The organism is Sphingomonas sp. QA11 (assembly GCF_028473665.1).
GTDB lineage: Bacteria > Pseudomonadota > Alphaproteobacteria > Sphingomonadales > Sphingomonadaceae > Sphingomonas > Sphingomonas phytovorans.
In genome coordinates this window covers 315,435-334,236 of sequence record NZ_CP098774.1, presented here as the reverse complement: position 1 = coordinate 334,236, position 18,802 = coordinate 315,435, and the positions used below count along the sequence as shown (strand labels likewise).

Below are 18,802 nucleotides of genomic sequence, written 5' to 3'. Positions count from 1 at the left end.
CCGATTCCCGGGGGGAGGAACAAGGCGCATGGATTTTCGGCCTGCGCTCCGCCATGACTCACCGCAGATGCGCCGCCTGCTCACCTGGATCCTGCCCTGGCTCGCCCTGAGCATGGCCGTCTTCTTCGCCTGGCAGAACGCCGCCACGCTCAACCCGACGCGCCTCGCCTGGCTGCTCGACGGCAATGATCACGGCCAGGCTGTCATCGGCCTCGCTTCCTATCTGCGATCGCCACCGCCCTGGCCGTCGCTCCGCTCCACCATGCTGATGGCGCCCGACGGAATCCCGCTCGCCCTGATCGACAGCAATCCGTTGCTGGGGTTGCTGCTGCGCCCCTTCGCGTCGGTGCTGCCGGCCGGTATCCAGTATCTCGGCTTCTGGCTGCTTGCCTGCATCCTGCTCCATACCGCCTTTGCCGCGGCGCTGGTCAGGCGCTTCGCCCCGACGCCGCTGGCGACGTGGATCGGCGCTGCGCTGCTGACCCTGATGCCGGTGCTGCTGGCGCGCTTCGGGCACGTCAATCTGTGCGCGCAATGGCTGATCCTGTGGGCGCTGTGGATCTATGTCGACGCCGGACGATCGGCACGCCCGGGCTGGTGGGTGGCGGTCATCACCGCCGCGATCCTGATCCACCCCTATATCCTGGTGATGGTCGCGGCGATCTGGGCAAGCGCCATGCTCCGCCAGGCAGTGCTTGCCCCCGACGGCGCCGCGCGCACGGCGATGATCGGGGATGTCGCTATCGTGGTGGCGCCGCTGCTGATCGTCCCGCTGCTGATCGGCACCGTCAGCGAGCCGACCGTCGCGGTCGGCGGCTATGGCGGTTTCTCGATGGCGCTCGACGCATTGTGGAATCCCAATACGGGCACCTATTCGGCGCTTCTCCCCGCCCGGGCGCTCGACCCGGCGCAGGCGCTTGAGGGGATGAACTATCTGGGCGCGGGCCTGATCGTCCTCGTCGCCGTCGCGCTGTTCCATGGCATCCGCCGCCACTCGGAACTCCGGAGCGACGGCCTGTTCAATCGCCTCGCCTGGCTGCTGCCGGCCTTCGCCGTGCTGACGCTCGTCGCCGTTGCGCCGCACCTGATCTGGCGCGGCGCGGTGATCGCGACGCTGCCCCTGCCCGACTGGGCGGCCGCAGCGCTCGATCCGATCCGCGCGTCAGGCCGGATGTTCTGGCCGGTGCTCTATACCCTCGCCTTCGCAGCGATCGTCGTGGTCGCGCGGATGCGGTTCGGCACATGGCTGCTGGCGGGCGCGCTCCTGCTCCAGGTTGTCGACATGGTGCCCCTGCTCGCCTCGGCGCGGGGCAGCGGGGCGGCTGCCGAGCGGACAAGCCCCTATCGCCGCACGCTCGATCCGCGATGGGACGCGCTGATCGCCCGGGCCGACATGGTACAGTTCGAGCCGCCCGAAATGTATCGCGACCTCGCGCTGCTCGAGGAAATCACCTGGCGCGCGATCGTCGCGGGCAAGCCGGTCAGTTTCTTCTACGCCTCGCGCGAGCCGGTCGCGGTGCGGCGCCGCCTCAGGATGGATAGCGCCGCGTTCGTGATGGGCCAGACCGACCCGCACCGGCTTTACGTGCTGCTCGACAGCATGCCGCCGCCGGCGCTTGCCAGCCGTGTGCGAAAGCTCGACGGCGTCTCGATCATCCCGCCCGGCCCCGCGCGATGATGCCGGGCGCCGGCCGGCCCCTGCGTTAACCATATGGTCGCGCTGATCGGGCAGAAGCAGCCAATGCCCGCTCCGCTTCTCCGATTCCTGGCCCTGTCGGCGATCGTCGCGGGCGCATTCCTCGCCTGGATCAACCCGGCGACGCTGGACATTTCCAATGTCGGCTGGGTGCTGAGCGGCCAGGACTGGGGGCCGAACGCGCTCGGGCTCGCCGCCTATCTGCGTGCGGGGAACTGGCCCGGCACCGGCACGCCGCTGGTCCTCGCGCCGGAAGGAATCCATCTGCTGATGATGGACAGCAACCCGCTGCTGGGGCTGCTGCTGAAACCCTTCGCGCCGTTCCTGCCGGCGGGGGTGCAGTTCATCGGCTGGTGGCTGCTGATCAGCCTCGCCCTGCATGTGCGCTTCGCCTGGCTGCTGCTGCGCGACAGGGCGCCGGATTTCTCCAGCGCGTGGCTCGGCACCGCGTTGCTCACCTTGCTGCCGACGCTGTACAACCGCTCGGTCCACTCGAATCTCTGCTCGCACTGGCTGATCCTGTGGGCATTGTGGATCTTCCTCGATCGCGACCGGTCGCGACGCTGGACGCAATGGCTGGCGGTGATCGGCGTGGCGGGGCTGGTCCACAGCTATATGCTGCTGCTGGTCGGCGCGATCTGGGGCAGCGCGATGCTGCGCGAGATCGCGACCGGGACCGGGCCGGATCGTCGCCGGGCCGCGGGACTGATCGGCGTGGTGACGGCCGGCGTGGCCGGTCTCGCGCTGCTGCACGGGCTGGCCGATCCACCCATGTCCACCGGCACCTATGGTGCCTTCCCGATGGCGCTCGACGCGCTGATCAACCCCGCCAATCCGGGCTACAGCCTGTTCTTTCCCTCGACCCCCAACGACCAGGGCCGGGGCTTCGAAGGCTATCAGTATCTCGGGGCCGGGCTGATCCTGCTAGTCGTCGTCGCGATGGTCAGCGCGATCATCGGCCGGAAGAGATCGCTGCCTGCATCATCCATCGCGATTCCGACCGTCGAGCTTCGCTGGCTACTGCCCACCTATGCCGTGCTCACCCTGCTCGCGATCACCAACGGCGTGCTCTTCCAGGGCGAGCAAGTCCTATTCGTGCCGCTGCCGCGCGCGCTGATCGACCTGCTCGACGTGGTCCGTGCCTCGGGCCGGCTGTTCTGGCCGGTGGCCTATACCCTGATCTATGTCGCGATCCTGCTCGCCTACCGGCTCGAACGGCGCACCCTCCTGCTTGCCGCCGCGCTGGTGCTCCAGATCGCCGACATGACGCCGATGCTCGTCGCGCTCAGGGGCCTCACCGCCCGCGCTGCGCAGCCCGGCACCTATCAGCTCACCCGCGATCCGCGCTGGGACCAGGTCATCGCCAGCGCCTCCGCCATCGAGATGCAACCGCCCGACCCGTTCCGCAACCTGAAGCTGATCGAGGAGATCGGCTGGCGCGCGATGCTCGCCTGCCGCCCGATGCGCCACATGTACGTATCGCGCGTGCCGCAGTCGGCCCAGCACCGGATCGACGCCGATCGCCGCGCCTTTCTCGCCGGCCGGATCGATCCGACGCGGCTCTACATCCTCTATCAGGGCGAGACAGCGCCCGCAGCGCTAGCGCCGCGGGTCCGGATGCTCGACGGTATCGCCTTCATCCCGCCCGCGACATCGGCCGCGCCGCCGACGCTTTGCCGCTGAGCCGGCCCGTCATCGTGCGGCCCGAAGTGCGTTAGTTTATTGACACACCCTCTTCCCAATCAGGGCGAAGCACGCAATGTAGTTGCAATCGACACTTTTGGGGAAAGCCCGTCACATGACCGATCTTTCGCGCCGCGAGGCACTTGCCGCCGCCGCCGTCACCACGCTCGCCGCCGCCATGCCCGCCTGGGCGCAGGACAAGGGCACCCCCGCTGACGTCGCCGCCTGGGACCTGAGCGAACTCTATCCCAGCGACGCCGCATGGGACGCGGCGCGCAAGGACGTGCTCGCGAAAATCCCCGGCCTGCTCAAGTTCAAGGGCACGCTCGGCACCAGCGCCGACGCGCTTGCCGCCGCCCTGGTCGCGCAGTCCGATCTCGGCCGGGTCGCCGGCCGGGTCTATACCTATATCAGCCTGAAGGCCGATGAGGATCTGCGCTTCGCGGCCAACCAGGAAAGGCAGACCCAGGCGAGCGACATGTTCACCGCGTTCGGCGAAGCCACGTCCTGGATCGCGCCAGAGCTGCTCGCGCTCGGCAAAGGGAAGATCGACGGCTTCGTCGCCGCCAGCCAAATACTCAGGAGCCGCTTCGACTTCTACCTCGCCGACATCGTGCGCCAGACCGAACACATCCTTTCACCGGAAGGCGAAATCCTCCTCGCCGGCACGTCCTCGCCCTTCTCCGGCGCGCGTGACATCCGCGAGCAGCTGGTCGCCTCGGACATTCCCTGGCCGACCGTCACGCTTTCCAGCGGCAAGCAGGTCCGGCTCGACGACCAGGCCTATACGCTCAACCGCGACGCGCCCAACCGTGCCGACCGCAAGCTGGTGTTCGACACTTTCTGGGCCGAATATGGTCGGTTCAAGAGCTCGCTCGGCGCCGCCTATCTCAGCCATGTGAAGGCCGATATCTTCCAGAAAAAGGCGCGCAAATATCCAACCTCGCTGGCGATGTTCCTGTCGGGCAACAACGTGCCCGAGGCAGTGTACCGGTCGCTTGTCGCCGAGACCAATAAGGGCCTGCCCCAGCTCCACCGCTATTTCGAACTGCGCCGCCGGATGCTGAAGCTGCCCGATATGGCCTATTACGACATCTATCCGCCGCTGGTTCAGCTCGACAAGAAGGTGACCGTGCCGGAGATGCGGACCACCGTGATCGAGGCGGTGAAGCCGCTCGGCCCCGAATATGGCGCGATATTCGCCAAGGCGACGGCGGCGAAGTGGCTCGACCCGCTGCCCCGGCCCGGCAAGAAATCCGGCGCTTATATGAACCCGGGCGCTGCCTATGACGTGCATCCCTATCTGCTGCTCAATCTCGGCGAGAATTACGACGGGATGACCACCTACGCCCATGAATGGGGCCATGCGATGCATACGCTGCTCGCCAACAAGACCCAGGTCTATGACAAGTCGGACTATCCGATCTTCCTCGCCGAGATTGCCTCGACCTGCAACGAGCAGCTTCTCGCCGCCTATATGGTCAAGCAGGCGAAAACCAGGGAGGAGAAGCTCTTCTATCTCGGCCAGCAGTTGGAGGCGATGCGCGGCACCTTCTACCGCCAGGCGATGTTCGCCGAGTTCGAGCTTACCGTGCACGACCAGGCCGAGGCCGGAGAGGGTCTGTCGGGCGAGAAGTTCACCGCGATCTATCTCGACCTGCTGAAGCGCTACCACGGTCCGAAGGTGGCGATCGACCCGGCCTATGCCGCCGAATGGGCCTATATCCCGCATTTCTATTCGAGCTTTTACGTCTATCAATATGCGACCTGCATCTCGGCCGCGTCCTATTTCGCCCGCTCGATCCTGAAGGGCGGCGCGAAGGAGCGCGACAATTATCTTAGCGTGCTGAAGGCCGGCGGATCGGACTATCCGGTCGAGATCCTGAAGCGCGCCGGCCTCGATATGGCCAGCCCCGCCCCGTACCAGGCGGTCGTCGCGACGTTCAAGGACACGCTCGATCAGGTCGAGGCGCTGATGGGCTGACGGGCGCGGCCATTCGGGCCGCCCGGATGCTGGAACGAGCCCGAACCACGAAATCGTTGCGTTCTGGCGCTTGCTGTCGTGCTGTAGCGACTACGGCGATGGCTCTTAAACCGCCGACAGATTGAGCCACTGCGTCATCACGACCCTTTTCAAAAATCGGAAACGGAGGCATTGGCCAGAGAGACATCGAGGGGTGTAAATATGCGAAAGACCGGGCTCCGTAACCGATTCATATCGCGCTTCGTCATGACGATGGCATGCATGATGCTACCGACAGCTGCGTTCGCGGCCGCGAGCGGCGCCGGTTTGGGCAATATTGTCAATGTTAACCCCACCAGTCCAGGCGGGCTATTCTTCAACCACACAGGGCCGAGGTCGACAAGACCAACCTGTGCATCTCTGGATCGATGGGTGATCAATGTGAGCACACCGGAAGGACAGACAATGGCGGCAACCCTGTTGACCGCCTACAGCTTGCACAAGCGCATCACGGTGACCGGCACAGGCACCTGCGCCACCTGGCCCGATACCGAGGCGGTGGCTTACTTCAATATTGAAGATTGATCATACAGTGCCGCCAATGCCGGATGGACTCAGCCGGTACCGCATGGCGACGTCGCACCGCTCATAGCGGGCGCCGAAATCGCGCATGATGTCGGCGTCATGGACGAAGCCGAGCTTCTCGTAGAGATGGATTGCCGCTTCGCTCTTGCGGTTGCTGAGCAGATAGAGTGTCTCCGCCCCCATGTCGGCGGCGCGCGTGATGACGGCGCGGAGCAGGAATTCGCCGGCCTTGCGACCGCGCGCCGACGCCAGCACCCCCATCTTGGTCAATTCGAACTGCCCCGGCCCGGTCTTCTGCAAGGCGCAGGTACCGACGATGCCGAGCCCGTCAGCCTCGACGAACAGGATGTCGCCGCCCGGATCGATGATCCGCTCGCGCGGATTTTCCAGCACGTCGCGATCGGTCTGTTCAAGCCGGTACATCGCCTCGATCCATTCGGCATTGATGTCATGGAAATGCCGGGCCACCGAATCCGAGTAGCGCAGGATCGACAGGCCCAGATCGGCGGCGCGCCGATCCAGCGGCCTCTCGTCAAGCGCGCGTTCGATCGCGGAGACCTGGTCGAGAAAAGGTCCGCCCAGTTCCTCGCACAGTGCCGCCACCGCCATATCGATCCGGGGCCACACCTCGCGCTTCGATATCTCCATCGCAGCCTGCCCCGCCGGGGTGAGCGACAGCGGCTTCTGGCGCTGGTCCCGCCCTTCCCGCACCACCCCGACCAGGCCAAGCTCGACCAGGCGCGACACGTTGCGCGTCACGCCGGGCTGGCTGATGGCCAGCGCCTCGGCGATCTGGCCCACCGTCAGCGCACCGTGACGTTCGATGACGGCCAGCACCGGATAGTGGCTTGGCTGGATCGGCAGGCCTGCGTCGGCCGCGACCTGTTGCACATCGGCTTGCATGCGTTCGGCCAGCCGCTTCAACCGCGTGCCGAGAAAAAGATGACCAAGTTCGGCAACTATATCACTCGTCATGCGTCGCTCCTCGAATACGCATAACGAGTTATATAACGCGGCATTTAATCCGCAAGCGAAATCTGATTCGCCAGTCGGGCGGAACGAATCCGCCTATCCCTTCATTGCCTCGATGAGCTTTTTCACCTCCTGGGATCTCCCGCGCGGCAGGATCAGCACGTCGTTGCCGCTGGCCACGACGATCAGGTCCTCCACCCCGACCAGCGCGATCCGCACGCCGTCGCTGCGTACCAGGCAATTGGCGGTGTCGATCGCGATCACCTCGCCATGATGGACATTTCCCGCGGCATCGCCCTGGCTGATCTCGTGCAGCGCGTCCCAGCTTCCGACGTCGCTCCAGCCCATGCTGACCGGCACCACCGCGACCCGCTCCGCCTTTTCCATCACGGCATAGTCGATCGAATCGGCCGGCGAGGCAGCGAAAGCATCCGTATCGGGGTAGATACGACACCCCTCGGTGTGCGCCGCGGTCATCGCGCGCTGGCATGCGAGCAGCATGTCAGGCGCATAGGTCGCGAGCGCACCGAGATAGATGTCGGCGCGGAACAGGAAGATGCCGCCGTTCCAGGCATGGTCGCCCGCCTCCAGCATCGCCTCCGCCTTGTCGCGCGGCGGCTTCTCGATGAATTTCGCGACTCGGTGGACACCCCCGGAAATCTCCTCGCCGACATGGATCCAGCCAAAGCCGGTCTCCGGCGTGAGCGGATCGATCCCGAAGGTCACCAGCCATCCTTCAGCCACCAGCGGCATCGCGGCATGGATCGCTGCGTGGAAAGCCGGCACGTCGGCAATGACGTGATCCGACGGCATCACCAGCAGCGGATCGGCACCACCCCCGGCCGCCAGCGCGGCGAGCGCGATCGCCGGCGCGGTGTTGCGACCCATCGGCTCGAGGATCAGCGCCCGCGCCGCGGCCTCGACCGCCTCGAGCTGTTCCTCGACCATGTCGGCATGCTGCGCATTGGCGACGACGATCGGCGCCGTGAAACGCTCCCCGCACGCACGGCGCGCGGTCAATTGAAGCATGGTGTCTTCCGCCGTCAGCGCCAGCATCTGCTTGGGTCGGTCAGGTCGCGACATCGGCCACAGGCGCGTGCCCGACCCGCCCGACAGGATGACAGGGACGATCGGCTTGGAAAGCGGCATTCTTGAATCTCCCGTAAGGCGCCCCCTTACCCCGGGAGACGCGGCATAGAAACTGCCTTGGATCAATCGGGGTCCATGTTCCCTCCCATCTTCCCCTGCATTGCGGAGAGAGGCGAGCTGGCGTTCAACCTTTGTTTGTCAATTTCTGCGACAGCCCATGCTGCGTGTCGGTTTTGTTTACACGCGGGGACGTCAAGGGCTGGAACGATGATCAGGCTGTTCAAGCACTATATTCCCAACGCCGTGCTGTTGCTCGGCCTGTTCGACGTTGTCCTGCTGGTCGTCGCGGGCGAGCTCGGCTATTCGCTCCGCATCCATCAGATCGGCAGCCTGGTCGATCCGATCGAGAACCGAGTCCCCCAGCTCTTCACCTTCGCTGCCTCGGTCGAGCTCGCGATGATCGCGGTCGGCGTCTATGGCGCCAGCGCGCTCCAGTCGTTGCGCTTCGCCGCGGCACGGCTGCTCGTCGCCGTGTCGCTGGGGGTGATCTTCCTCAGCGTCCTCTTCTTCCTGCTGCCCACGATCACCTTCTGGCGCTCCAACCTGCTCTACTCGATGGGCATCGCGATCGGCATGCTCATCGCGCTGCGCATCCTGCTCGGCAAGACGCTGGGTGGCCAGGTGTTCAAGCGCCGGATCGTCGTGCTCGGCGCCGGCGCGCGTGCCGTGCGGCTGAAGGCACTCGCCGCGACCCCCGGCGCCGGCTTCGTCGTGGTCGGCTATGTCTCGATGAGCGAAGCGGCCCGCATCATTCCCGAGGCGATCGCCCGCGACGCGATCTACAACCTCGCCGACCATGTCGTGCTGCTCAACGCGAGCGAAGTGGTGCTGGCACTAGAGGAACGCCGCAACGCATTGCCGCTCAAGGATCTGCTGCGGATCAAGACCACCGGGGTTCACGTCAACGAGATCTCGACCTTCCTCGAACGAGAGACCGGGCGAGTCGACCTGCAGAGCGTCAATCCGAGCTGGCTGATCTTCTCCGACGGCTTCTCTTCCGGCCGGATGCTGTCCAGCCTGTTCAAGCGGCTGTTCGACATCGCCGCCAGCCTTGTCCTGCTGATCCTGACCCTGCCGCTGATCCTGATCACCGCGCTTGCCATCAAGCTCGAGAGCAAGGGGCCCGCCTTCTACCGGCAGCGCCGTGTCGGCCTGTACAGCGTCGGCTTCGACGTCATCAAGCTGCGCTCGATGCGCCAGGATGCCGAGGTCGACGGCAAGGCGGTCTGGGCCGAGAAGGACGATCCGCGCATCACCCGGATCGGCCGGATCATCCGCAAGCTGCGGATCGACGAACTGCCGCAGACCTGGTCGGTGCTGAAAGGCGAGATGAGCTTCGTCGGCCCGCGCCCCGAACGCCCGCAATTCGTCGAGGACCTTGAGCAGCAGCTCAATTTCTACGCTGAACGCCACATGGTGAAGCCGGGCATCACCGGCTGGGCGCAGATCAACTATCCCTATGGCGCGTCGATCGACGATGCCCGGCAGAAGCTGGAATATGATCTTTATTACGCCAAGAACTATTCACCCTTCCTCGACGTGCTGATCCTGCTCCAGACGATCCGCGTCGTGCTGTGGCCGGAGGGCGCGCGCTGATCCCGTGCCGATAACGGCCGTCCTCTGGAGCCATGCGCTCGCCGCCCTGCTCTTCGCGGGCGTCGCGCTGACCCGGCTGCGCGATGCGGGCAGCGCGCTGCCGCGCCTGACCTTCGTCGTCGCGCTTGGCGTTACCGCGCTCTGGGCGCTCGCCGTGGCTGGAATCGGCCCTTTCGACCTGGTGACGCGCGTAGCCGAAAGCGCGCGCAACATCGCCTGGCTCGGCTTCATGTTCGCGCTGGTCCGCCGCGATGGCGGCGCCCCCGAGGCACGTCCCGTCGCGATCATCTATGGCGTCGTCATGGTGCTGGTGATGATCAGCGCCGCCCTGGCCGTCACCGACGAGACAATCGGGCCGAATGTGGTGCCCGCGCTGGTCACGGTCCGGGTGCTGCTGCGCGCCATGGTCGCGATCAGTGCGCTGGTCCTGGTCAATCATCTCTATTCGGCCGTCGCGCCCCGCGCGCGCGGCGACATCTCGCTCGCCGTGATCGCCCTGGCGGCGATGTGGAGCGTCGACCTGCTGCTCTATGCCACCACCTATCTTACCGGCCATGCCCCGAACGACCTGATCGCCGGTCGCGGCGTGGTGATGGTCCTGGCCGCGCCCGTGTTCGCGCTCGCGGTGCAGCGCAACGGCGACTGGACGCTGCAGCTTTCGCGTACGGTCGCGTGGCAGACGCTCTCCTTCGCCGTTACCCTGCTCTATGCGGTGATCATGCTGGCCGCGACCAGCGCGATCGCAGCGTTCGGCGGCGACAATGCGCGGGTGCTGCAGACCGCCTTCGTCTTCGGGTCGACCGCGGCGGTGCTCACCGTCCTCTCCTCCCCCTGGGTCAAGGCCTGGGCCAAGGTGAAGGTGGCCAAGCATCTGTTCCGTCACCGCTACGATTACCGCGCTGAATGGACCCGGTTCACCGACACGCTGGGCAAGCCCGGCGAGGGTGCCGCGCCGCTCGACGAGCGAATCGTGAAGGCGGTCGCCGACCTCACCGATTCTCCGGCCGGACTGCTGCTTGTGCCGGAAGGCACCGGCCTGGGCATCGGCGCGGGGTGGAACTGGGCGCGCGACGGCCTGCCCTCAGCAGGTAGCGACGAAGCGCTCGTCACCTATCTTGCGACCACCGGCCGGATCGTCGAGCTCGATTCGGTGCGCGGCGACATCGCCGAGCCGGGTGAACTGGCCAGCGTGCCGCTGTGGATGGCCGACGAGGCCAATGCCTGGGCGCTGGTGCCGCTGGTCCATCTCGACCGGTTGCAAGGGGCGATCCTGCTTGCCCGCCCCCCGGTCGACCGGTCGCTCGACTGGGAGGATTTCGATCTGCTCCGCATCGCCGGCCGGCAGGTTGCCAGCTACCTCGCCGAGGCGCGCGCTCAGGAGGCCTTGTCCGACGCGCAGCGCTTCGACGAATTCAATCGCCGCTTCGCCTTCATCATGCATGACATCAAGAATCTGGTGAGCCAGCTGACCCTGACCGCACGCAACGCCGAACGCCACGCCCATAACCCCGAGTTCCGCGCCGACATGATCGCCACGCTCCAGGATTCCGCCGGGCGCATGAACGATCTGCTCGCCCGCCTGTCGCAGCATCATTCAGGCCGCGCCGAGGAACTGCGCGCGGTCGAGGTTGCGCCCTTGCTCGAACGGGTCGCCGCGCGGCGGCGCTCGCAACATCCGATCGCGACCCTATCGCACGGCGAGGCGGTGGCGCTCGCCGATCCGGCGCGGCTCGAGCAATTGCTCGGCCATCTGGTCCAGAACGCGATCGAAGCGAGCAGTCCGGCCGAGCCCGTGACGATCGCGGCGACGGCACAAGATACACGAGTGGAGATCGACGTGATCGACAAGGGCTGCGGCATGTCGCCGGCCTTCCTGCGCGAAAAGCTGTTCAAGCCTTTCGTTTCGTCAAAGACCGGCGGCTTCGGCGTCGGCGCCTTCGAGGCCCTCCAGCTCGCCAAGGCGATGGGCGGCACGCTTGAGGTGACCAGCCGCGAGGGCGAAGGATCGCGCTTCCGGGTCACCCTGCCCGCCGCGCGCGACACCCTGATCGGGAAGGCCGCATGAGCGCCGCAGGTACCCCCAGGCCCAAGCTGCTGATCGTCGAGGACGATCTCGGCCTGCAGCGGCAGTTGCGCTGGGCCTATGAGGACTATGAAGTGATCGTGGCGAGCGACCGTGCATCCGCGCTCGACGCGATCCGCGCCGAGGAACCGGCGGTCGTCACGCTCGATCTCGGCCTGCCGCCCGATCCCGATGGAGTGACTGAGGGCTTCGCCACGCTTGAGGCGATCCTCGCGCTCAAGCCGGACACCAAGGTGATCGTCGCCTCCGGCCATGGCGCCCGCGAAAGCGCGCTGAAGGCGATCGGGGACGGTGCCTGGGATTTCTACGCCAAGCCGATCGACATCGACGCGCTCGGCCTGATTGTCGCGCGGGCCTTCCACGTCCACGCGCTCGAGACGGAGAATCGCCGGCTCGCCGAACGCCAGGATGGCGAGACGGCGCTTGGCGGGATGATCACGTCGAGCCCCGAGATGCTTAAGGTGACGCGAACGATCGAGCGCGTCGCCGGGGCCGATGTCTCGGTGATGCTGCTCGGCGCGAGCGGCACCGGCAAGGAACTGCTCGCCCGCGGCCTCCACGATTCGAGCCGCCGGGCGAAGGGCGCGTTCGTCGCGATCAACTGCGCGGCGATCCCCGACACGCTGCTGGAAAGCGAGCTGTTCGGCCATGAGAAGGGCGCCTTCACCGGCGCGGTCAAGACGACCGAAGGCAAGATCGAACAGGCCGATGGCGGCACGCTGTTCCTCGACGAGATCGGCGACGTGCCGCTGCCGCTCCAGGTCAAGCTGTTGCGCTTCCTGCAGGAGCGCGTGATCGAGCGGATCGGTGGCCGCAAGGCGATTGTCGTCGACACCCGCATCGTCTGCGCCACCCACCAGGATATCGATGCGATGGTCGCCGACGGGCGATTCCGCGAGGACCTGTATTACCGCCTCGCCGAGATCGTCGTGCGAATCCCATCGCTCGCCGAGCGTACCGGCGACGCCGGCCTGCTCGCGCGGCATTTCCTCAAGAAATACGCCAAGTCGATGAACAGCGCGGTCACTGGCCTGTCGCCCGATGCGCGATCGGCGATCGACGCCTGGGGCTGGCCCGGCAATGTCCGCGAGCTGGAGAACCGGATGAAGCGCGCGGTGATCATGGCCGAGGGCAAGCTCGTCACCGCCGCCGATCTCGATCTCGCCGAGAGCGCCGACGATACCCCGATCAACCTGCGCGCCGCGCGCGAGACCGCCGATCGCAAGGCGATCCGCCACGCCCTGACCAGGGCCGAAGGCAATATCTCGAACACCGCCAAGCTGCTCGGGGTGAGCCGGCCGACGCTGTACGACCTGCTGAAAAGCTATGACCTCCATGCTTGAACGATCCCCATCCGCCTTCTCCGTTCGTACCGAGCCGGTCGAGGCACCGGCGCTTCCCGAAACGCGGACAAGAGGACGTCGTCGTCGCCGATCCGGCCGCGCGCGGCGCTGGGGCGTGTTTCTCGCCGCCTGTGGCGCGGCGCTGCTCTGCGTCCTGCTGTTCGCCTTCGCGGTGACCCGGCCTGCGCGCATCGACCCCGCCAGCGCCCGGGTCGAGCTCGGCGAGAGTCTCGGCCTGTTCAAGCTCGGCAATATCAGCGCTGCGCGCTTGCATGCCCAGGCGGCGGTCAAGGCCGACCCCGACTGGGGCCTCGCCCATGCCGTGCTGGCGCGCGTCTTCCTCGCGCTCGGCGACGGCGTCGCGGCTGAAGGCGAGCTCGGCCGTGCGCGGGCGGTCGGCTTCGACGGTGACCGGGCGCATCAGCTCTACGCCCATGCCTGGCTGCTCCAGGGCGACCCCAAGCGTGCCCTGGCCGAGGCTGGCAAGGCGCAGCCGCGCTATGCGGACTATGCCGCCCGTGTCGCCGCCCGCGCGCTCGCGGCGCAGGGCGACCTGCCCGGTGCGCAGCGCATGCTCGCGGCGGTCCTGGCCACCACGCCCGGCGACAGCGCGGCCTGGTCGGACCTGGGCCGGGTCCGCTACACCAGCGGCGACCTCGCCGGCGCGATCGACGCGGCGACCCGCGCGATCGCGCTCGACCGCAACAATATCGAGGCACTGACCTTGCGGGGCGAACTGGTCCGCGGCCAGTACGGCCTGGTCGCGGCGCTGCCCTGGTTCGAGGAGGCGCTCAGGCGCGACGCCTATTTCCACCCGGCGCTGATCGAATATGCCGGTACGCTCGGCGATGTCGGCCGTTATGGCGATATGCTGCTGGCGACGCGCAAGGCGCTCGCGGCGCAGCCCGGCAGCCCCCAGGCCTATTATCTCCAGGCGGTTCTCGCCGCACGCGCGGGCAATTTCGATCTTGCCCGCACCTTGATGGACCGCACCGCCGGCAAGGTCACCGGCATGCCCGGCGCGCTGCTGCTGGGCGGCACCCTGTCCTATCAGGCCGGCGCCTATGAACAGGCGATCGAGCAGTTCCGCCAGCTCGTCGGCCGCCAGCCGATGAACATCACCGCGCGCCGCCTGCTCAGCGCCGCGCTGCTGCGTTCCGGCGACGCGAAGGGCGCGCTTGATATGCTCCGCCCGGTGGCGCTGCGCGGCGATGCGGACAGCTATACGCTCACCCTTGTCGCGCGCGCCTTCGAAAGGACCGGCGAACGCGACTGGTCGGGCCGCTTCCTCGATCGCGCCGCCTGGCCGTCGCGCGAGGGATCGAGCCCGTTCGGCACCGACGACAGCCTGCCGATCCTGACCGCCGCCGCGAACGAGGAGCCCGACGATCCCGTGCGCCGGGTCAGCTATCTGCGCGGCCTGATCGATTCGGGCAATGCCGGCGACGCCCTTGTCCAGGCGCATGCGCTCGCCCGCGACAATCCCGGGGCCCCCGCGGCGCACCTCGCGGTCGGCGACACGCTGATGGTATTGGGCCGCTATGGCGACGCGGCAACTGCTTATGCCCGCGCCGCCGACATCCATTTCGACGAGCCGACCATGCTGCGCGCTGTCGATGCGCTCGATCACGCCGGACGCCGTCCGGACGCCGCGAACGTCCTGGCGGTGTTCCTGTCGCAGAATCCGCAGAACGTCGCCGGCCTGCGCCTTGCCGCGCACTGGCAGATCGCCGCTGGCGAATGGGACACGGCGATCGAGACGCTCGAGGGCCTGCGCCAGCGCATCGGCAACCGTGACGCGGCGCTGCTGGCTGAACTCGCTTATGCCTATGTCGGTGCCGACGACACCGAGACCGGTCTCGTCTACGCCAAGGCCGCTTATGCGCTCGCCCCGATGAACCCCGCCACGACCGACGCCTATGGCTGGGCGCTCTACCAGTCGGGCAGGAACGGCGGCGCGGTTCAGCTCCTCGAAAAGGCCGTTTCGATCGCGCCCGGGCATGCCGTGCTGCGCTGGCATCTCGGGCAGGTCTATGCCGATCTCGGCCGGAAGGCAGAGGCCGCGGCGGAGATCAAGGCAGCGCTGGGGGATTCGAGTTTCCAGGATCGGGATGCCGCGCAGGCGGTGCTGAAGACGCTGGGCAGTTGACCCCTCCTTCCCGGCGAAGGCTATTGCCTGGAAGGCCGGTGGTTGTAACAGGCCGGGTATGACCGACCCTCTTATCCGCATTGCCGACGCGCTCGACCGGCTGTCCCCACCCACTCCACCGGCCGCAGACCCGCTCGCGCACCCCGCTTATGTCTGGCGCGGCGACACGCTGACCGCCGCACGCGATTTCGCCGGCCTCCCGCTCGACCAGCTTCGCAACATCGATCTCCAGAAGACGGCACTGGTAGACAATCTGGAGCGGCTCGCAAGCGGCTCTGCGGCGCACGACGCGTTGCTGTGGGGCGCGCGCGGCACCGGCAAGTCGGCGCTGGTGAAGAGCGCGGTCGCCCATATCCAGGCGTCGGGCGGCAATCTCGCGCTGATCGAGGTAGTGACGACCCGGCTCGAAACCCTGCCTACGCTGTTCGCCGCCATCGCGTCGGTGCCCCGTGCCTTTGTCCTGTTCATCGATGATCTCGGCTTCGACGCAGCCGGCGACGCGCGCGCGCTGCGATCGATGCTTCAGGGCGGCGCCGAGGCGCGACCCGCCAATGCCCGACTGATCGTCACCTCCAACCGCCGCCATCTCGTCCCGCGCGACATCGCCGAGCAGGAAAGCGCGATCAACCCGCGCGACGCGGTCGACGATCAGCTCGCCCTCGCCGACCGGTTCGGGCTCAGCCTTGGCTTCCACGTGATCGACCAGGATTCCTACCTGGCGATCGTCCAGGGCTATACCGATGCGTACGGCCTGCCCTTCGATCCGGTCGAGGCGGTTGGCTGGGCCACCAGGCGCGGCAGCCGTTCGGGCCGGGTCGCCTGGCATTACATCGTCGATCTGGCTGGCCGGAATGGAAGATCGCTGAGATAGTCATTGATCTGGCTCATCTTTGCACGAACGCGGCTTGACTTGGCGGGCCCCGCGCGGTGACGTCAGCCATGACCCGCATCGGCGACTTTGATCTGTGTGAGAGATTGTCGCCGGCCATACCCGTCTGGGTGACTCAGGTCGGCGTCGCCCTGCTGACCGTGCTTGGCGCGAAGATCGTCCGGCTGGTCTTCGACATCGTCGCCGGCGGCGCGGCACCGTTCGCGCTGATCTACCCGGCGATCATGCTCGCGACCCTGTTCGCGCGCGCCTTTGCCGGCACGCTCACGGCGACGATCATGATCGTCTATATCTGGTACTTCATCTATCCGGTCGAGCGGTCCTTCCGCTTCGCGACGAGCGCGAACGCCTTCGCCGTCGCCATCGTGATCGTCACCGCGATCATGACGATCGCCATCGCGGAGCTGTTCCGCCGCACCGCGCGCCGCGCGACCCAGGCACGCGACCGCGAGATCGCCGACCGCGACCTGTTCCTCGCCGAATTCGATCACCGGATGAAGAACAACTTCGCGATCGTCGCCGGACTGCTCGACCTGCAGAAGCGCCGCGCGAGCGACCCGGCGACCGTCCAGGCGCTGGAGACGGCGCAGATGCGGGTGGACAGCATCGCCCGGGCCCATCGCCATCTCTATCGCGGCACCGGCCAGCCCGGCACCGTCGAGATCAGCGCCTATCTCAGCGATCTTTGCGCGGCGCTCGCCGAATCGCTGTTCCTGCAGGGCGGCATCACCCTCTCGTGCGATAGCGACCAGGCGGCCGTACCGCGCGACCGCGCCGTCTCGATCGGGCTGGTCGTCAACGAGCTTGTCACCAATGCCGCCAAGCACGCCTTTCCCGGGCGCGACCTCGGCACGATCACGGTCACCCTGCGCAACAAGGCCGAGGGCGGCTGGCGAGTTACCGTGGCCGATGACGGGGTCGGCATGCCGAAGGGTGCGGCGCTGCCCGGAAAAACCAGCGGACTCGGCAGCCGGCTGGTCGAGGCGTTCGCCCGTCAGGCCGGCGGCACGCTGTCGACCGAAAGCGACGAAAGCGGTACGCGCGTGGTGATGAAGCTGGAGTCCTGATCAGCGCTGATCACGCCTCCAGCAGGCCAGCATTCGCGAAACCGACCAGCAGCGCGGACACGCGTTCCGCGGCCATTTCCCTGACGGCGGCGATGTCGGTGACGGGAACCCCATCCCGCGTGAAGGCGAAGCGCCCGGCCATCACCTGTTCCGTCAGCAGTTCGGCAAGGGCATCACGGTCCCGGCTGCCGTCAAGCGCCGATAGCAGCAGCCGCGACATCTCCTGAAGCATCACCGGTTCGTGGCGGAAATTGGTGGTGGAGGCGGCCCCTTCCGCCGAATCCGCCCGGGCGATCGCGATCGCCCGCGACTTGTCCCGATCGTCAGCGCGGCCGGCACGCAAAGGCTCGGACGAAAGGCTGGCCATGCCGGCCAGGACCATTCGATGAAGCACCTCCAACAGCCGTTCGCGCTCGGTCGCGGAGCATGTCGCGAGACTGGAGGTGGAGGGAAACTGCCCGATGAGACGCGCTATCCCATCGGCGACAGCGGCGGAGCCAAGCGGGAGCAGCCGCCCGCCCGCGTCGGCCAGGACTGGCTCGCTGCCATTCCACAACAGCTGAAGCCCGGCATCAGTCAGGAAATGCAACGGTGCGATGCATTCCCGGACCACCGAGCGGTTCGCGCCGGCCAGCCGACCCGCCGACACCAGGATGGTCTGGCGGAACGTGCGGCCGGTCAGCATATCGAGATACTGCTCTACCTCGACCGGGTCGTCCTTCGCCCGTGCCCGCACCTGTTGGGCGATATCCGGCCCGTAATTGTCGAGCGTCGACAGGCCGAGATCGCAGTCGGCGAGGTAGCCGAGGCCGTCCCGCGCCGCCTCCGCGGCAAAAGCGCGGACCGTGGTGGGGTGGCTCATCTCCTCGAGGAACTCGTGCGCGACATAGTCGTCGGGCAACCCCGCCATCGCCGCGGCGCGGCCGCGCAATACATCGCCATAAGGGCCCCGGTCGGGCGTCGCCGCCGCGAGGAAGTCGAGCAGTTCCCGTGCCCTGGCGACGCGGTCCGGCAGATCGGGATCGCCCCGCGCATCGAGCCTGAAGGCGTCATGGACCGGCTGGATCATCCGCCAGCCGGGCAGGACATTATAGCTGACACAGGCGATGCCGATCGGCGACAGCCGCTCGCCGACGACCCGGAAGATGGCATCGCGCACCGCCTCGGGCACCCAGCTGTAGACGCCGTGGCAGATGATATAGTCGAAGACGCCGAGTTCCGCGCCGATCCCGGTCAGGCTCTCGCAACGGATGTCGATATTGTCGAGACCGAGCGTGGCAATCCGGGCACGCCCCGCCTCGACCTGAGCCGACGACAAGTCGATGCCCACGAACCTGGCATCCGGATAGCGCAGGGCATGGGGAATGATGTTGCCGCCCGAGGCACAGCCCAGTTCGAGCACCCGCGCTGTCACCAGCGGCGCTGCTTCAAGCCCGAAGGCCCGTGCGATACCCCCGATGCGGGAGGGCTGGCTCGCCGCGAACGCCCGGGACTCATAGGGAAGCCGATCGTAGTTCCGCGCGGTACGCGCGAGGCTGTCCCCTATCTCCGTCGTCCCGCCCATGGCCATGTCACTGCCCCTTCATGCAGGCCCGTGCACACCTGTTCAGGAACCGCGACCATATTG

The 18,802-nt window shown here is 67.0% G+C and carries 12 protein-coding genes; 9 read left to right on the top strand and 3 right to left on the bottom strand.

Annotated features, from left to right (window positions below; genetic code table 11):
* The first annotated feature begins 28 nt into the window (after positions 1–28).
* From NDN01_RS01635 to pepF, 3 genes are all read left to right on the top strand, one after another.
* A complete protein-coding gene (locus NDN01_RS01635; RefSeq protein ID WP_272625398.1) occupies positions 29–1,678 on the top strand; it encodes a DUF6311 domain-containing protein in 1,650 nt (549 codons plus the stop codon).
* Between the two features lie 63 nt (positions 1,679–1,741).
* Positions 1,742–3,379 (top strand): DUF6311 domain-containing protein, encoded by a 1,638-nt coding sequence (locus NDN01_RS01630; RefSeq protein ID WP_272625397.1) that lies wholly within the window; start codon positions 1,742–1,744, stop codon positions 3,377–3,379.
* A gap of 115 nt (positions 3,380–3,494) precedes the next feature.
* Positions 3,495–5,363: an oligoendopeptidase F gene (gene pepF / locus NDN01_RS01625; protein ID WP_272625396.1), complete on the top strand. Its 1,869-nt coding sequence runs from the start codon at positions 3,495–3,497 to the stop codon at positions 5,361–5,363.
* Between the two features lie 564 nt (positions 5,364–5,927).
* Here pepF and NDN01_RS01620 read toward each other — a convergent pair.
* Together NDN01_RS01620 and NDN01_RS01615 are read right to left on the bottom strand one after the other, a co-directional pair.
* On the bottom strand, positions 5,928–6,902 hold the full coding sequence (locus NDN01_RS01620; protein WP_272625395.1) for a bifunctional helix-turn-helix transcriptional regulator/GNAT family N-acetyltransferase: 975 nt from the start codon (positions 6,900–6,902) through the stop codon (positions 5,928–5,930).
* A 93-nt stretch (positions 6,903–6,995) separates the two neighbouring features.
* Positions 6,996–7,982, bottom strand: a complete 987-nt coding sequence (locus NDN01_RS01615) for a mannose-1-phosphate guanylyltransferase (protein ID WP_443025274.1) — start codon at positions 7,980–7,982, stop codon at positions 6,996–6,998.
* 273 nt (positions 7,983–8,255) lie between these two features.
* Between NDN01_RS01615 and NDN01_RS01610 the strand changes: the two genes are divergently transcribed.
* From NDN01_RS01610 to NDN01_RS01585, 6 genes are all read left to right on the top strand, one after another.
* A complete protein-coding gene (locus NDN01_RS01610; RefSeq protein ID WP_272625393.1) occupies positions 8,256–9,644 on the top strand; it encodes a TIGR03013 family XrtA/PEP-CTERM system glycosyltransferase in 1,389 nt (462 codons plus the stop codon).
* Between the two features lie 4 nt (positions 9,645–9,648).
* Positions 9,649–11,709 (top strand): XrtA/PEP-CTERM system histidine kinase PrsK, encoded by a 2,061-nt coding sequence (gene prsK, locus NDN01_RS01605; RefSeq protein WP_443025185.1) that lies wholly within the window; start codon positions 9,649–9,651, stop codon positions 11,707–11,709.
* Positions 11,706–13,070: a PEP-CTERM-box response regulator transcription factor gene (gene prsR, locus NDN01_RS01600; protein WP_272625392.1), complete on the top strand. Its 1,365-nt coding sequence runs from the start codon at positions 11,706–11,708 to the stop codon at positions 13,068–13,070. Before prsK ends, prsR begins: the two co-directional genes overlap by 4 nt.
* Positions 13,063–15,219 (top strand): tetratricopeptide repeat protein, encoded by a 2,157-nt coding sequence (locus NDN01_RS01595; RefSeq protein ID WP_272625391.1) that lies wholly within the window; start codon positions 13,063–13,065, stop codon positions 15,217–15,219. The genes prsR and NDN01_RS01595 overlap by 8 nt, the downstream gene beginning before the upstream one ends.
* Positions 15,220–15,277: 58 nt before the next feature.
* A complete protein-coding gene (locus tag NDN01_RS01590; RefSeq protein WP_272625390.1) occupies positions 15,278–16,090 on the top strand; it encodes an ATP-binding protein in 813 nt (270 codons plus the stop codon).
* A gap of 68 nt (positions 16,091–16,158) precedes the next feature.
* A complete protein-coding gene (locus NDN01_RS01585) occupies positions 16,159–17,175 on the top strand; it encodes a sensor histidine kinase (RefSeq protein WP_272625389.1) in 1,017 nt (338 codons plus the stop codon).
* A gap of 10 nt (positions 17,176–17,185) precedes the next feature.
* Here NDN01_RS01585 and NDN01_RS01580 read toward each other — a convergent pair whose 3' ends face one another.
* Entirely contained in the window at positions 17,186–18,745 is a 1,560-nt protein-coding gene (locus NDN01_RS01580) for a methyltransferase regulatory domain-containing protein (protein WP_272625388.1), read from the bottom strand.
* Positions 18,746–18,802 lie beyond the last annotated feature (57 nt).

Bases quoted from the DNA above. Each gene is read 5' to 3' on its own strand.
- NDN01_RS01595 (WP_272625391.1), top strand. From the start codon at position 13,063: ATGCTTGAACGATCCCCATCCGCCTTCTCCGTTCGTACCGAGCCGGTC.
- prsR (WP_272625392.1), top strand. From the start codon at position 11,706: ATGAGCGCCGCAGGTACCCCCAGGCCCAAGCTGCTGATCGTCGAGGAC.
- NDN01_RS01630 (WP_272625397.1), top strand. From the start codon at position 1,742: ATGCCCGCTCCGCTTCTCCGATTCCTGGCCCTGTCGGCGATCGTCGCG.
- NDN01_RS01590 (WP_272625390.1), top strand. From the start codon at position 15,278: ATGACCGACCCTCTTATCCGCATTGCCGACGCGCTCGACCGGCTGTCC.
- NDN01_RS01620 (WP_272625395.1), bottom strand. From the start codon at position 6,902: ATGACGAGTGATATAGTTGCCGAACTTGGTCATCTTTTTCTCGGCACG.
- NDN01_RS01585 (WP_272625389.1), top strand. From the start codon at position 16,159: ATGACCCGCATCGGCGACTTTGATCTGTGTGAGAGATTGTCGCCGGCC.
- NDN01_RS01610 (WP_272625393.1), top strand. From the start codon at position 8,256: ATGATCAGGCTGTTCAAGCACTATATTCCCAACGCCGTGCTGTTGCTC.
- NDN01_RS01580 (WP_272625388.1), bottom strand. From the start codon at position 18,745: ATGGCCATGGGCGGGACGACGGAGATAGGGGACAGCCTCGCGCGTACC.
- NDN01_RS01635 (WP_272625398.1), top strand. From the start codon at position 29: ATGGATTTTCGGCCTGCGCTCCGCCATGACTCACCGCAGATGCGCCGC.
- NDN01_RS01615 (WP_443025274.1), bottom strand. From the start codon at position 7,982: ATGTCGCGACCTGACCGACCCAAGCAGATGCTGGCGCTGACGGCGGAA.
- pepF (WP_272625396.1), top strand. From the start codon at position 3,495: ATGACCGATCTTTCGCGCCGCGAGGCACTTGCCGCCGCCGCCGTCACC.